The 14,682-nt window shown below is 40.6% G+C and carries 14 protein-coding genes; 11 read left to right on the top strand and 3 right to left on the bottom strand.

Annotated features, from left to right (window positions below; translation table 11 throughout):
* The first annotated feature begins 53 nt into the window (after positions 1 to 53).
* From mazG to AC5YCE_RS04455, 10 genes are all read left to right on the top strand, one after another.
* On the top strand, positions 54 to 878 hold the full coding sequence (gene mazG / locus AC5YCE_RS04500) for a nucleoside triphosphate pyrophosphohydrolase (RefSeq protein ID WP_496171202.1): 825 nt from the start codon (positions 54 to 56) through the stop codon (positions 876 to 878).
* Positions 859 to 1,278 (top strand): ComEA family DNA-binding protein, encoded by a 420-nt coding sequence (locus AC5YCE_RS04495; RefSeq protein WP_496124854.1) that lies wholly within the window; start codon positions 859 to 861, stop codon positions 1,276 to 1,278. Before mazG ends, AC5YCE_RS04495 begins: the two co-directional genes overlap by 20 nt.
* A gap of 153 nt (positions 1,279 to 1,431) precedes the next feature.
* Entirely contained in the window at positions 1,432 to 2,910 is a 1,479-nt protein-coding gene (gene pcnB / locus AC5YCE_RS04490) for a polynucleotide adenylyltransferase PcnB (protein ID WP_496171201.1), read from the top strand.
* Positions 2,907 to 3,401 carry a 2-amino-4-hydroxy-6-hydroxymethyldihydropteridine diphosphokinase gene (gene folK, locus AC5YCE_RS04485; RefSeq protein ID WP_496124852.1) on the top strand — a complete coding sequence of 165 codons (495 nt, stop codon included), beginning with the start codon at positions 2,907 to 2,909 and terminating at the stop codon, positions 3,399 to 3,401. Before pcnB ends, folK begins: the two co-directional genes overlap by 4 nt.
* A 33-nt stretch (positions 3,402 to 3,434) precedes the next feature.
* Entirely contained in the window at positions 3,435 to 4,244 is an 810-nt protein-coding gene (gene panB / locus AC5YCE_RS04480; protein ID WP_496124851.1) for a 3-methyl-2-oxobutanoate hydroxymethyltransferase, read from the top strand.
* A gap of 33 nt (positions 4,245 to 4,277) precedes the next feature.
* Entirely contained in the window at positions 4,278 to 5,126 is an 849-nt protein-coding gene (gene panC, locus AC5YCE_RS04475) for a pantoate--beta-alanine ligase (protein ID WP_496171200.1), read from the top strand.
* Between the two features lie 21 nt (positions 5,127 to 5,147).
* Positions 5,148 to 5,999, top strand: a complete 852-nt coding sequence (gene rapZ, locus AC5YCE_RS04470; RefSeq protein WP_496124849.1) for an RNase adapter RapZ — start codon at positions 5,148 to 5,150, stop codon at positions 5,997 to 5,999.
* Positions 5,996 to 6,265 (top strand): HPr family phosphocarrier protein, encoded by a 270-nt coding sequence (locus AC5YCE_RS04465; protein WP_496171199.1) that lies wholly within the window; start codon positions 5,996 to 5,998, stop codon positions 6,263 to 6,265. The genes rapZ and AC5YCE_RS04465 overlap by 4 nt, the downstream gene beginning before the upstream one ends.
* A gap of 2 nt (positions 6,266 to 6,267) precedes the next feature.
* Positions 6,268 to 6,804 carry a ribosome biogenesis factor YjgA gene (gene yjgA / locus AC5YCE_RS04460; RefSeq protein WP_496124847.1) on the top strand — a complete coding sequence of 179 codons (537 nt, stop codon included), beginning with the start codon at positions 6,268 to 6,270 and terminating at the stop codon, positions 6,802 to 6,804.
* Between the two features lie 216 nt (positions 6,805 to 7,020).
* Positions 7,021 to 7,563, top strand: coding sequence for a cysteine peptidase family C39 domain-containing protein (locus AC5YCE_RS04455; protein WP_496171198.1), 543 nt, complete (start codon positions 7,021 to 7,023; stop codon positions 7,561 to 7,563).
* Positions 7,564 to 7,653: 90 nt separating this feature from the next.
* Here the strand turns inward: AC5YCE_RS04455 and AC5YCE_RS04450 are convergent, their stop codons facing one another.
* From AC5YCE_RS04450 to AC5YCE_RS04440, 3 genes are all read right to left on the bottom strand, one after another.
* A complete protein-coding gene (locus AC5YCE_RS04450; RefSeq protein WP_496171197.1) occupies positions 7,654 to 9,300 on the bottom strand; it encodes an acyl-CoA synthetase in 1,647 nt (548 codons plus the stop codon).
* 229 nt (positions 9,301 to 9,529) lie between these two features.
* Positions 9,530 to 11,149 (bottom strand): glutamate synthase-related protein, encoded by a 1,620-nt coding sequence (locus AC5YCE_RS04445; protein WP_496171196.1) that lies wholly within the window; start codon positions 11,147 to 11,149, stop codon positions 9,530 to 9,532.
* Between the two features lie 300 nt (positions 11,150 to 11,449).
* Complete coding sequence (locus AC5YCE_RS04440) at positions 11,450 to 12,517, bottom strand: hypothetical protein (protein ID WP_496124843.1); 1,068 nt, start codon at positions 12,515 to 12,517, stop codon at positions 11,450 to 11,452.
* A gap of 241 nt (positions 12,518 to 12,758) precedes the next feature.
* Here AC5YCE_RS04440 and thrS point away from each other — a divergent pair, with 241 nt between their 5' ends.
* Positions 12,759 to 14,681 (top strand): threonine--tRNA ligase, encoded by a 1,923-nt coding sequence (thrS, locus tag AC5YCE_RS04435; RefSeq protein WP_496124842.1) that lies wholly within the window; start codon positions 12,759 to 12,761, stop codon positions 14,679 to 14,681.
* Position 14,682: the final 1 nt, after the last annotated feature.

The raw sequence follows: 14,682 nt of genomic DNA, 5'->3' as shown, positions 1-14,682 counted from the left end.
TTAAGCAAATGATTTAAGCATTGTATCTACAGGTTTTATGAGAGGTTTCTTCAATGGAAAAACTACTAAACATCATGCAAACATTAAGAGAAAAATGTCCATGGGATCAAGCTCAAACGCCAATGAGTCTAACGCGTTATGCGATCGAAGAAGCGTATGAAGTTGAAGATGCGGTGCGATCTGGTGATGCACAACATATTAAGGAGGAATTGGGGGATTTACTGTTGCAGGTGGTTTTTCAAGCGCAAATGTATAGTGAGCAAGGTGCATTTGATTTTAATGATGTGGTTGAAAGTATTTCTGAGAAACTCATTCGAAGACATCCTCATGTGTTTCAACTAGATGAGTTTAATCAATTGAGTGAAAATGAGGTTGCTGAGCTTTGGAAGCTGATTAAAGCGGATGAAAAAAAAGATCAGCCGAAATCTCGATTGGATGAAATAAAGCATGGTCCAGCGATGATACAAGCTGAGCAAATTCAAAAAAATGTGGCAAAAATTGGTTTTGATTTTAAACATGCCGAAGATGCTTATCAAAAACTAGAAGAAGAGTTAGGTGAGCTACGTCAAGCTGTACTGAATAATAATTCCGATGAAATGCAGGATGAGTTTGGTGATTGTTTATTTTCTTTAATCAATGTTGGTCGTAAACTCAATGTGTCCAGTGAAATGGCGTTGTTAAGTACAATTCACAAGTTTAAATCCAGATTTAGCTATATCGAAGACCAAGCGATCCGACAAAATAAGAACTTGGAACAGATGAGTTTAGAAGAAATGGATCAACTTTGGGATCAGGCAAAACAATTTTTAAAACAACAAGCTGAACTTAAAAATAAACATAGTCTTGTACAGGTATCTTATGAAAATCCTTCAACTTAAGTTATTTTCTCTACTTTCTTTTATTGTGGCTTTGAGTATTCCTATCTTTGGGCATGCTCAGCAATTTGATCGCCAATATTTACAGTGGAAAGCCGAGCAAGAGGCGAAGGATGCTCAACTGGCTAAAAGCCAACCGAATCACTATCTGTCCAGACCCACGACTTCGAGTAAAGGCTCATCCTCAAAATCAACACAGCATTTAGCGGGTGGAAAAGTCAAGTTAAACTCTGCACCCGTATCAGAGCTACAACAGCTTCATGGTGTTGGTGAGAAAAAAGCATTAGCGATTATTGAATATCGCCAAAAGAATGGGGGCTTTAAAAGTATTGATGAACTTAAAAATGTGAAGGGGATAGGACCTAAACTTTTAGAAAAGAATAAGGCGCTGCTAAGCTTATAACCTGAAAAGTAGGGTTATTTATAGTTTAGATGTTTTAGCTGGTGACTGAAGAATATACGATAGATTGGGATAATCAAATTGCCCTTTGATTGTGTTAGATATATGATTAGCACAATTATGATTTTTACGTCCTGACGTAGGAGACAGCGTCTTTTGCAAACTTTGCACGCGTCAAAGTGTGGATTATCCACCACTCAATTACCTTCTTACATTTTAGATGTCATCGATTCATTAACTAAAGCTGGCTATGACGCTTATATAGTCGGTGGTGGGGTGCGTGATTTAATGCTTGGGCTTGAACCTAAGGATTTTGATGCAGTAACCAACGCAACACCTTCGCAAATTAAGGAAGTCTTTGGACGTCGTTGCCGTATTATCGGTCGTCGCTTTGAATTAGCACATGTCTATTCAGGGCGTGAACTGATTGAAGTGGCGACATTCCGTGCTCCCCCTAAAAAAGCCGTGACGTCTGCCGCTGGTATGATTTTACGCGATAATAACTGGGGTACGATTGAACAAGATTTTGTTCGCCGTGATTTTTCGATCAATGCCATGTATTACCAACCACGTAAAGGCATTGTGCTGGATTTTTGTAATGCAATAGAAGATATTCAATCTCGAACCTTACGTTTATTGGGCGATCCGTTATTGCGTTTTGAAGAAGATCCAGTGCGTATGTTGCGTACTTTAAGATTCGCTGCAAAATTAAATTTTAAAATTGCACCTGAAATTCTTAAAGTTTTCACCCCAGAATTGACTCAACTTTTACGTGATGTTTCTCCGCACCGTTTATACGATGAGTCACAAAAATTATTTACGATGGGGCATTTGCATCGTGTGCTACCGATGTTGATTGAATTTGGTATTTGGAAGCAGTTATTTGCCGAATTACCCCCGAAAACCAATCAATTTATCGAGCGTGCAGCTAAAAATACTGATCAACGTATTCAGGTGGGTAAAACGATTAACCCTGCATTTTTCTATGCAGTGTTGTTATGGCAGCCTTTCTTAGAGCGTTGTGCTGCAAATTTAAGTAAAGGCATGGTCGCCGCTGAAGCTAGAGCTCAAGCGGGATTAGACGTCCTGAAACTTCAAGCCACGCGCACCATTATCCCACGCTTCGCGGAAACATTTATTCGTGAAGTTTGGGAAATGCAAACCCGTTTATTGAATCCAAAACCACAGCAAATTGAAGCATTATCAAGTCATGCACGATTCCGCGCTGGTTTTGATTTTATGCTATTGCGCGAAAAATCGGGTGATGATTCGACACAAGGCATGGGATCTTGGTGGGATGCTTATCAGGTCATGTCACGTGATGAAAAAGAGCGCGTAATTGCGCAATATAATCGTCAACGTACCAAGAGTCGTCGAAAAACAGTGACGACAGAGCAACTACCTGAAGAAACTGTTTCTGCGCGTATCGAACCTTTAGTGAAAGAGTCCGAGTCTAGAACGCGTCGTCCGCGTAAACCTGCTAATCAACCGTATGAGAATCATCGTAATGGTCAAGGACGTTCAGCGTCACAAGTAGCTGTCGCACCGGGTACGATTCATGCAGATCACCCGATATTAAAGCGTCGTCGTGTTCAACGTGATTTAAAAGAAGTGGTTTTTGGTCCTACACAATGAGTCAGCTTACGTACATTGGTTTAGGTAGTAATTTAGGGGATTCTCAGCAAATTTTGGCTGAGGCTTACCATAAGCTTGCAACCTTAGGGACAGTGAAAGCCTCCAAGCTTTATCAAAGTTCTCCGATGGGACCGCAGGATCAGCCCAATTATCATAATGCTGTGGTTGCATTGACCACTGAGTTAGCACCGCTCGATTTGCTTGATCAACTACAGCAATTTGAGCAAGAGTCAGGTCGGGTACGTCTACGTCATTGGGGTGAAAGAACTTTAGATTTAGACTTGCTGATATATGGACAACAGCAGATACAGAATGAACGTTTAACCGTTCCACATGTGGGCGTACTAGAACGTGATTTTGTTTTGATTCCGCTGTTAGATCTTGATCCAAATTTAGTTGTAAACGATCATTCGATCAAAGATTTAGACATCGTGCAACAGAGTGATTTGACTGTGCTCGCAGATGCAACTTGGGTCAATATTTCATTTTAAATGTTCGAAAGAACAATTTTAGAGGACATCGTCATGATTAGTCTAAGCGATTTAAGACAATTCAAACAGCAAGGTCGCAGATTTTCATGTCTAACGTGTTATGACGCAAGCATGGCAAAGGCAATGGAACTTGCCGAAATTGATTCGATCTTAATTGGTGATTCTTTGGGTATGACCATTCAAGGTCATGACTCGACATTACCCGTTAATGTTGCAGATATGGCGTACCACACCGCTGCAGTACGTCGTACCAATCAGCATTCATTTATCATGACGGATTTGCCGTTCATGAGCTACGCGACTTTGAATGATGCATTAGTCAATGCGAAAACAGTGATGCAAGCTGGCGCGCAAATGGTCAAAATTGAAGGGGGTGCTTGGCTGAGCGAAACGGTACAAACCCTGACGCGTAATGGTATTCCTGTGTGTGTGCATCTGGGGCTAACGCCTCAATCTGTCCATGTCTTTGGTGGCTATAAATTACAAGCGAAAACACGCGATGCAGCGGATCAATTGATTGCGGATTGTAAAGCGGTAGTAGAAGCGGGTGCTGCTGTACTTTTGCTTGAATGTGTCCCTGCACAAATGGGTAAAGAAATTACGGAATTGTTCCCACATGTACCCGTGATTGGTATTGGTGCGGGTGCAGATACAGATGGTCAGGTGCTGGTTGTTCAAGACATGTTAGGTCTAAATTTTGGTCGAGTGGCACGTTTCGTCCGTAACTTTATGAAAGAACAATCAGGTGAAACTGCGATTCTTGATGCGATTAAAGCGTATCATGTTGCGGTACAAGATCAGTCTTTCCCTGCGAAAGAACATACATTTCAAGTCGAACTCTAAGTCGTCAAATGCGAAGAAGTTGAGCTGTAAAGAATGAAAACTGAAACAACAATACATGGATTAACTGCCTCATTAAGCAGTGCTCGTCAAACGCGTAAAACGATCGGTTTTGTACCTACAATGGGTAACTTGCATCAGGGTCATTTGAATCTTGTTCGTGAGGCAAGAAAGCTTTGTGATGTTGTGGTTGTAAGTATTTTCGTCAATCCAATTCAATTTGGACCCAATGAAGATTATGACAGTTATCCACGCACGTTAGAGCAAGACAGTAATCTACTGGCAGATGTCGGTTGTGACATCGTTTTTGCGCCTTCAGTTGAACAAATGTATGGTATAGGAAAGCCACGCCTGACTAATATCAGTGTGAGCCAAATCACCAACGATCTGTGTGGTGCACAGCGTCCAGGGCACTTTGATGGTGTTGCTGTGGTTGTCACCAAGTTATTTAATATTGTTCAGCCAAACTTCGCCTTCTTTGGGCAAAAAGATTTTCAGCAATTGGCCGTGATTAAGCAAATGGTACAAGACTTGAACATGCCCATTGAAGTGATTGGTGTGCCAATTGCACGTGCGGAAGATGGTTTGGCACTCAGTTCACGCAATGGTTATTTATCAGAAGAGCATCGTCAAACTGCTCCTGTGATTTATCAATCTCTAAAGGCGGCTGAAGCAAGTCTTCGTGCTGGCGAAAATCTCAATAACGTATTAGCTAAAATTAAAGCTGAATTAACCACTGCTGGTTTCGTTGTTGATTATGTTGAAGCACGTACACCGATGCTTCAAGCAGTGGAAAACTTTGATCAAAATGTCGTGTTATTTGTGGCAGCAAAAATTGGTAAAACACGTTTGATTGATAATTTACAGGTGAATTTCAAAGCTTAACGCATTTTTTATGGAGATTTCATGAAGCGCATTCTTATTGTTACAGGACAATCTGGATCAGGTAAGTCATCTGCTTTGCAGGTACTTGAAGACCTTGGATATTACTGTATTGATAATTTGCCTTTGGCTTTACTCCCTGAAATTGTCGGTAAATTGGATCAAGAAAATAATTTAGAACAGTTGGCTTTGGGTGTAGATGTTCGTAGCACCCGAGCTGATTTGCAAGAGTTTGATCAGGTTTTTGAACAGTTGCAAAAACATGGCGCTGTTGATGTTATCTATTTGACCACCAAGGATCAGGAGCTGATTGCACGTTTTAGCGCATCACGCCGTCCACATCCTTTGGCTAGTCGCTTTAAAAGCTTGAATGAGTGTATCCAAGAAGAAAAATCATTACTTCGCCCCATTCAACATAAAGCTACTGTTCAGATCGATACTTCAGATAAAAGTGTTCATGACTTAAAAGATACTTTATTATCCAAATTGGGTCAGGTTGATAATCTGATCGTGATTTTACAATCATTTGGATACAAGCATGGCATTCCTTTAGACGCAGATTTTATTTTTGATGTGCGTCATTTGCCAAATCCACATTGGGACAATGAACTCAGAAAATATTCAGGTTTAGATGAGCCTGTGCAACTTTTCTTAGATTCATTTGAGCAAACCAATGAGATGTATAATGATTTACATCAATTTTTAAATAAATGGCTGCCTGCCTTTGCGGAAGGGCATCGTCATTATATTACGATTTCTATTGGGTGTACGGGCGGTCAACATCGTTCTGTATATATTGTAGATAGACTGAAAAAGGCTCTTGAGGCAAAATGGTCTATTCAAGTCTTGCATAGAGAAATGAAGCACTGGTCATGATTGACACAACTGTTGACGTTATTAACAAATTAGGATTACATGCGCGTGCATCTGGCAAGCTCATCGAAGTTACTACCAAGTTTCGTAGTTCGATTCAAATTGGTAAAGGCGATAAATTAGTTGATGCCAAAAATATCATGTCATTGCTGATGCTTGGTGCAGGCAAAGGTACAACTTTACGTTTAGTGGTTGAAGGAGCGGACGAAGAAAAAGCTTTGTCTGAGATTCAAGCATTATTCGCAGCAAAATTTTACGAGGCTGAATAATCGTGGCACGTCGATCGCAACGTTTTACTGAAGATGATTTTGATTCTTTAGAAGGGCGTGCAAGTAAAACCGAACAAAAGAAAGCTGTGCAACGCATGGCTGCTTTAGGGGCGCAACTCGCTGAGTTGCCGAAAAAGAAAATCCTCAGTCTTCCTGTGGAAGAGCGCTTAATCGAAGCAATTCTAGATGTCCAATTGATCACATCGGGAGAGGCTCGTCGTCGTCAATTTTTACGCATTGGTAAATTATTGCGTAATGAGGATGAATCGGTGATTTTGTCTTATTTAACCCCTCAACAAGGTTTAAAGAAGACAGCGCAGTTACATCGTTGGGTTGATCGTATGATTGCACAAGGTGATCCTGCGATTAAAGAATTCATGAAAATGTATAATGCAGCGGAGCATCATCCTATTCGCCAACATATTTTGCGTATTCAACGTGATATTAAGCAGCAGTTGGGCGAAGAAGCTGTTGCACAGTCAAAATTGAATTTAACCAATTATGTACAGCAAGTTGCACTGATTTCAGAAAATTCATAATCTATTTCATCTGCTGATATGCTTAAATTTTAAGTATGTTGAGCTCTGTAATTCAGCGACTTTGGTCGCTTTTTTACATTTCAAACCTTTTAAAATTGCACTGCATTTTTTTAGTCAACTGATTTAGATTTGCATCAAAGCTAAGTTGAATCTTTATTCAGTGAGCTAAAGGTATGAATGAAGCAATCACAATGACCAGCCCATATGAGCCCTGACATGAGTATAGTCATACCCCAAGAGTTACAGAATCTGGAGTCAAACTGCGGTGTATTTGCAGTGTGGATGGTATTACAGCATTGTGAAATAGAGATCGCATTTAGTCAGCTACTTGAAATTTTAAACTATGATTCTGAGGTTGGAACCTTTGGCATTGGATTGGCAGTGGGATTGAAACGATTAGGCTTCAATGTGTTGTTCCATACCGATGAGGATTTGGATCAGCATGAAAATGAACCTGCTCTATATCAAGCTGCACAAAAGATGAATATTCAGGTTCAACCCGCACTGGGTTATTCTGAGCTTCTGAATGAAGTACAACAAGGTGCTTGGGTAATCGTGTATTACGACACCTTGGATGGTACTGGTAACCATTCCTTGATCTATGACATTGATGAGCTTGAAGTTCAATTTTTTGATTCTTTTGAAGCCATGCCTGCTGATATTTTTGAGCAACAACGCGCAGTTGAGGGCATTTGTCGTCAAGCGATTGTGATTAAACCCTTATTACATCTTGAAACTGAATCCGTGCTTTATTCCTAAATGAATAATTTCAAGACTAAAAATAAAAAGCGACCCAATCGGTCGCTTTTTATTTTAAGGAAAATTAGCCTTTCATCAGATTTTGATCACTTAGGTGAATTCACCGACTGAGCGCTCTTTCGCCCATTCACGCAGAACGAATTTTTGTAATTTTCCTGTCGATGTTTTTGGAATTTCAGTAATGATCACATCTTTAGGCACTTTGAAGCGTGCGAGATGTTGTTTGCAATACTCAATAATCTCTTCAGGTGTTGCTTCAGCCCCTTGCTTGAGTTCAATAAATGCACATGGCACTTCTTGCCAACGTGGATCAGGTTTTGCAACGACGGCAGCCGTCATCACCGCTGGATGTTGATAAAGGACTTCTTCAACTTCTAAGGATGAAATATTTTCACCACCTGAAATGATCACATCTTTTGAGCGGTCGGTAATTTTTGCATAACCATCAGGCTGACTCACCGCTAAGTCACCTGTGTGGAACCATCCACCTGCAAAGGCTTCTTCAGTGGCTTGTTTATTTTTCAAATAACCTTTCATGACGATGTTGCCACGGAACATGATTTCTCCCATGGTCGTTCCATCGTTGGGAACAGGCTGCATGGTGTCAGGGTCTAGCACTTTCATGCCGTCTTGTAGCGGATAAGGTACACCTTGACGCGAATGGAGTTGAGCCTGTTCCTGAATAGAAAGGTCGCTCCAACCCGCTTGAGAAGCACAAAGCGCAGATGGACCGTAGGTTTCGGTTAAACCGTAAACGTGGGTGACATTCACACCGAGATTACGCATGCCTTCAATGATTGCTGCTGGAGGTGCAGCACCTGCAACCATGACTTCTACTCGATGCTCAATTTTGATTTGTTTATCTTTTGGCGCATTGATCATCATGGAAAGGACAATCGGTGCACCACAGAAATAATCGACTTTATGCTCAGCAATCAGTTTGAAAATTAACTCAGGGTCAACCTTGCGTAAACAGATGTTGGTGCCACCATTGGCTGCCATTGTCCAGCCAAAACACCAACCATTGCAGTGGAACAGTGGCAGCGTCCAAAGATAAGTCGCACGAGGGGTCATACCGCAGGCAATGATATTGCTGGCTGCGTTGATATAAGCCCCACGATGATGATAAACCACACCCTTCGGGTTGCCTGTTGTACCCGAGGTATAGCTTAAACTGATGGCATCCCATTCATCTTGTGGTAAATGCCATTCAAAGTTACTGTCACCACCTTTGAGCCATTCTTCATACTCTATCTGACCGATCAAAGCAGTCGTGGCATGATTTTCATATTCAGTATCAGCAACATCAATCACATAAATATCTTGATCAATGAGTGCCAGTGCTTCTTGTGCAAGTACTGAAAATTCAGGATCGACCAACAGCACTTTTGATTCTGCATGTTCGAGCATAAACGCTAAAGTTTTGGCATCTAAGCGAGTATTTAATGTATTGAGAACAGCACCTGACATGGGAACAGCAAAGTGTGCTTCCAGCATCGCAGGAACGTTAGGAAGAAGTACAGAAACAGTATCGTTCTTTTTAATGCCGAGATTTTGCAGTTGATGGGCAAATTGGCGACAGCGATTGTATTTATCACGCCACGTAATACGACGCTGTCCATGAATAATGGCAGCTTGATCAGGATAGATGTATGCAGCACGTTCTAAATAGCGCAAAGGGGATAAAGCAACAAAATTCGCTGGTGTACGTGGTAATTCATCATAAGCACTGACCATGGTGTTTCTCCAAAAGTATAATTATTCTTCCTTGCTACAAGATAAGAATTTTTTATCAAAAAGTCCTTTATGCTTTAGTCGTGTGTTATTTCGTCACTGGTGTGTTTTAGTGGGATTTTGTATCAATTATCAATCAGGCAACTTAAATCAAAAATAATTGTAGGGTCTAAAGGAAAGCCTACCCATTTAAATGAATAGACTTTTGCAGATCTTGTATATCAGGATGATTTTAAAGGATACCGCCGTATTCAATTCCAGTTAACTCGCTGATCTCTTTTTTCCAAGTGGTTAAATCACTTAAGTTAAATTGATTTAAGTGATGATGACCACATGCACGCGCCATGACTTTCATCAGCTCAACAGATGCCCCAAAGAAATTTGCCAATTGTTGTGCTGATTTTTCAATTTCTAAGCGACGGCGTAAATGATCTTGTTGCGTTGCAATACCAACAGGACAGTCATTGGTTTGACATGCACGCATACCTAAACAGCCAATGGCTTGCATTGCTGAGTTAGAGACAGCAATCGCATCTGCACCCAGAGCTAAGGCTTTGATGAAGTCTGCTGGCACACGCAGACCGCCGGTGATCACCAAACTAATATCACGGCGACCCAAACGATCTAAATGACGACGTGCACGTGTTAAAGCTGGAATCGTGGGTACTGAGATATTGTCACGGAACAGCGTTGGAGCCGCGCCTGTACCGCCACCACGGCCATCTAAAATAATATAATCCACACCGATACTGAGTGCTGCGTCAATGTCACGTTCAATATGCTGGGCTGAGAGTTTGAAACCAATCGGGATGCCACCTGTTTCTTCGCGGATATAGTCTGCAAAAGCTTTATATTGAGCAAGTTCAGTCCAGTCTGGGAATGTCGCAGGGGAGATTGCCGCTTGACCTTCAGGTAAACCGCGCACTTCAGCAATTTTACCCACCACTTTATGTCCAGGTAAGTGACCACCTGTTCCTGTCTTCGCTGCTTGACCCCCTTTAAAATGGAAAGCCTGACATTTTTTTACTTTTTCGATGTCATAGCCGAAACGTCCTGAAGCCAGTTCATAGAAGTATTTGGAGTTTGATGCTTGCTCATCATCCAGCATGCCGCCTTCACCTGAACAAATACCTGTGCCTGCAAGTTCGGCGCCTTGTGCTAATGCAACTTTAGCTTCTTGTGACAATGCACCAAAGCTCATGTCAGAAACAAAAAGTGGAATATCTAATTTCAGCGGTTTTTTAGCATTGGGACCAATGATGACTTCAGTAGAGACATGAGCATCATCTAAAAGGGGAATTTTCCACAGTTGAGCTGTCACCATCTGGATGTCGTCCCATTGAGGTAACTTGTCAAAAGGAACACCCATAGCTGCACTTGGACCATGATGTCCAAATTTGCTTAAACCATTTTTTGCGAGTTCTAAAATAAATTTGTTGTGTGGTTCTTCGGGGGCAGATTGCGAGTCAGCATATAAGCCCTGATATTGGTCGCGTTTAATATTTTGAGGGTGTTTAACTTCCCAAGCTGCAATTTCTTCAAGATCAACATGAACCGTATCATTTTCAATCCATGCTTTAAATTTTTGCAGATTATGGGTGATATAGCGGGGGTTAATGCCAGTTTTATAATTGTAATGTGAGCCATGTAGACCACAGACAATTTTATCACCTTGAATGTGAGCATCTGACATCAATGCACCACGATGCTGACAACGCCCATACATAACCACAACTTGTTCGGGGTCATCCTCGGCTAATCTTAAAACCACCAGATCAACATTGGCTGCGAGTGCGTAAGCCGGTTTTAAAACGTCTAATGAATCAAATGAAATGAGCGGATGTGCTTGCATGTGACCTGCCTATATATTTTGGTGGCTAAAATTAAATAGATCTAAAGTGTTGATGAATCAATATGTTATTTTTAGAGGATAAGTTATTTTGGGTTGTATCCATTTATTCATGGATATCAGATTATGATCTCAATTAAAAATATCAAAAAATGCGTATTTAGTATGCCATGACAAGGATTTAGTTTTAGCAAGAATCTCAATAAGCTGTTTTCTAAATCTAGGACAATGCACGGATTGAGGGATATGAAAATAAAGCCACATATTTGTGGCCTTATTTAGGAAACTAATTTTTCAAGTAAATTATTTCAATGCATCCGCAAAAGCTTGAGCTGCAACTTTATTGAAGTAGGTGGTATACATATCGATCGCTTCATCAGGATCATCTTTTGAGTATTCAATAAAGTTCCCTGGAATTACACCTTCACCTGCATAAATCTTTCCGTTGTATTGAACTGCTGGATAAATGTCATCATTTTGCAAATACGCATATTTTCCAGTTTTAGTGTCCACTGGGTAGACTACGTTTTGACCTGAGAATTGATCCGATTTCCAGCTAAATCCACTTGGAAGTTGGTGTTTATTATCACTGATATATTCATTTAAATTACGATATTGAGTAATGCTTTTGTCATGGAAATCCATAATTGGTTGATTATAAATCTCTTGATCGATGTAATAAATTTTAGCATTGGCAGGGAAGATTGCATTGCTTTTCAAAAGCTTTGGATTGAGTTCGCTATCGGAGGATATCATCTGATAAAGTTCAGAATTAATTAAACGTTCATTTTGATTCGAGTTTTTTTCGTAGTAAGCAAATAAATCTGCAATTTTTTTACCGCTGACGTCGATTGATTTTAAATGCATCGCAATTTGACGTTCAGTTTGAGTATTACAACTATCGCTAAATGGAACAACTTGTAACGCTTCCTTGTTTTGCGATAATACATAGCCAAGCGGAAAGCCTGTAGACCCCACCTGCTGTTTAAATTGAGTGGTCAGTATGTTTGGAGAAATTTGATAAGCAGAATCAAATTCGCTAAAACTATTTGGGACTTGATTGGGAATCAATTGACTGACTTTTTGATACCAAACACCTTGATCTAGAAAGCTAGATAGGAAAAATACAATTGGCTTACCGTTTTGTTGACGATCATTTTCAAGTTCAAATAATTCTTCTGAAAGAATACCTTGCCCCTTGGTTTTTAAATTTTTCGGTATGCCATTCACACACTCAATTGCCTGGTTTTGATCAAGGTTATCTGTAAACGATAGGTCATCCCCGCCACCGCCGCATGCGCTCAATAATAGAGAAGTTGTGATTAAGGATGTAAGCAATGCATTGAATCTAAATTTAGGTTTAATATTCATTGTGATCTCAATCAAAAGTTGTTGTTCGTTGTTATAAAAAAATATAGTTTTGAGAATATTGTCATATTTTGGATGAGATCACTGTTAAATTTTAGTGAATGGTTTATAAAAAATGAATAAGGGTGTAAAATTTTCGCACATTATTTTGGTTGCACCGATTTTATCTTTTGAGGATTTCCTCGATCATAATCTCGCGGTGACATGCCCTATGGTACGGGGCATCACTCCTTAAGGATTTTTTATGCCAATTATTACTTTGCCAAACGGTGATCAAAAGCAGTTTGATCAAGCGGTTTCAGTGATGGACGTTGCGCTCAGCATCGGACCAGGTCTAGCAAAAAATACAGTCGCAGGTCGTGTAAATGACCGTCTTGTTGATGCGTCTGATCTCATTACAGAAGATTCAACACTACAAATCATCACGCCTAAAGATGATGAAGGTGTCGAAATTATTCGTCACTCTTGCGCACATTTAGTGGGTCATGCTGTTAAGCAATTGTTCCCTGAAGCAAAAATGGTGATTGGTCCTGTGATCGAAGAAGGTTTCTATTACGACATCTTCAGCGAAAAACCATTTACATTAGACGATTTCGCAGCCATCGAAGCACGCATGAAAAAGCTGATCGATGAAGATTACGATGTCATTAAAAAAATGACACCGCGTGCTGAAGTGATCGAAGTGTTCAAAGCACGTGGCGAAGATTATAAATTACGTTTGATTGATGATATGCCGAACGAGACTCAAATGGGTCTGTACTATCATCAAGAATATGTCGATATGTGCCGTGGTCCACACGTACCAAACACTAAATTCTTAAAATCATTTAAACTCACCAAAATGTCAGGTGCATACTGGCGTGGTGATGCGAAAAATGAACAGCTTCAACGTATTTATGGTACAGCTTGGGCAGACAAAAAACAGTTAGCTGCTTATGTAAAACGTATTGAAGAAGCTGAGAAGCGTGACCATCGTAAAATTGGTAAAGCTTTAGACTTGTTCCATATGCAAGAAGAAGCACCAGGTATGGTGTTCTGGCATCCAAATGGTTGGACCATTTACCAAGTATTAGAACAATACATGCGTAAAATCCAGCAAGACAATGGCTACCAAGAAATTCGTACACCACAGGTGGTTGATTTTACCCTTTGGGAAAAGTCAGGTCATGCTGCAAACTATGCTGATGGCATGTTTACCACGCATTCTGAAAACCGTAACTATGCTATTAAACCCATGAACTGTCCTTGTCACGTACAAGTGTTCAACCAAGGTTTAAAGTCTTACCGTGATCTTCCAATTCGTTTGGCAGAATTCGGTTCATGTCATCGTAACGAACCATCAGGTTCTCTACACGGGATTATGCGTGTTCGTGGTTTTACGCAAGATGATGCACACATTTTCTGTACCACTGAACAAATTGGTCAAGAAGTAGCAGACTTCATTCAATTGACTTTAGATGTATATAAAGACTTTGGTTTTGAAGACGTTCAAATGAAATTGTCTACACGTCCTGAAAAACGTGTGGGTGATGACAAACTTTGGGATGTCGCTGAAAAATCTTTGGCGGATGCTTTAGATGCTGCAGGGCTTGAATGGGATCTACAACCGGGTGAAGGTGCATTCTACGGTCCAAAAATTGAATTTTCTTTAAAAGATTGTTTAGGTCGTATCTGGCAGTGCGGTACAATACAGTGTGACTTTAACTTACCAGTGCGTTTAGATGCGTCATTTGTCACTGAAGATAACGATCGTGATCATCCTGTGATGTTGCATCGTGCAATTCTTGGCAGTTTCGAACGTTTTATTGGTATACTTATTGAACACTACGCAGGCTTTATGCCACCATGGTTGGCGCCAGTCCAAGCATGTGTCATGAATATTACCGATTCTCAAGCAGAAGCATGTGGGTCAGTGGTCGCTAAACTGCAAGAAAATGGCATTCGAGCGATTTCAGACTTGAGAAATGAGAAGATCGGCTTTAAGATTCGTGAGCGTACATTAGAGCGTATTCCTTACTTATTGGTTCTTGGAGACCGTGAAGTTGAGGAAGGTACAGTAAACGTACGTACTCGCTCTGGAACAAATTTAGGTACTATGTCAATTGATGCCTTCGTTGACTTAGTGAAAGCAGCCGTAGCCGAACGCGGCCGGTATATTGTGGAGTAAG

The sequence above is a fragment of the Acinetobacter sp. CY79 genome, from assembly GCF_059515845.1.
This window is presented reverse-complemented; position numbering and strand designations above follow the sequence as displayed.

Excerpts from the sequence above, each read along its gene's own strand:
- mazG (WP_496171202.1), top strand. The coding sequence starts at position 54 with ATGGAAAAACTACTAAACATCATGCAAACATTAAGAGAAAAATGTCCA.
- AC5YCE_RS04495 (WP_496124854.1), top strand. The coding sequence starts at position 859 with ATGAAAATCCTTCAACTTAAGTTATTTTCTCTACTTTCTTTTATTGTG.
- folK (WP_496124852.1), top strand. The coding sequence starts at position 2,907 with ATGAGTCAGCTTACGTACATTGGTTTAGGTAGTAATTTAGGGGATTCT.
- panB (WP_496124851.1), top strand. The coding sequence starts at position 3,435 with ATGATTAGTCTAAGCGATTTAAGACAATTCAAACAGCAAGGTCGCAGA.
- panC (WP_496171200.1), top strand. The coding sequence starts at position 4,278 with ATGAAAACTGAAACAACAATACATGGATTAACTGCCTCATTAAGCAGT.
- rapZ (WP_496124849.1), top strand. The coding sequence starts at position 5,148 with ATGAAGCGCATTCTTATTGTTACAGGACAATCTGGATCAGGTAAGTCA.
- AC5YCE_RS04465 (WP_496171199.1), top strand. The coding sequence starts at position 5,996 with ATGATTGACACAACTGTTGACGTTATTAACAAATTAGGATTACATGCG.
- AC5YCE_RS04455 (WP_496171198.1), top strand. The coding sequence starts at position 7,021 with ATGAGTATAGTCATACCCCAAGAGTTACAGAATCTGGAGTCAAACTGC.
- AC5YCE_RS04450 (WP_496171197.1), bottom strand. The coding sequence starts at position 9,300 with ATGGTCAGTGCTTATGATGAATTACCACGTACACCAGCGAATTTTGTT.
- AC5YCE_RS04445 (WP_496171196.1), bottom strand. The coding sequence starts at position 11,149 with ATGCAAGCACATCCGCTCATTTCATTTGATTCATTAGACGTTTTAAAA.
- AC5YCE_RS04440 (WP_496124843.1), bottom strand. The coding sequence starts at position 12,517 with ATGAATATTAAACCTAAATTTAGATTCAATGCATTGCTTACATCCTTA.
- thrS (WP_496124842.1), top strand. The coding sequence starts at position 12,759 with ATGCCAATTATTACTTTGCCAAACGGTGATCAAAAGCAGTTTGATCAA.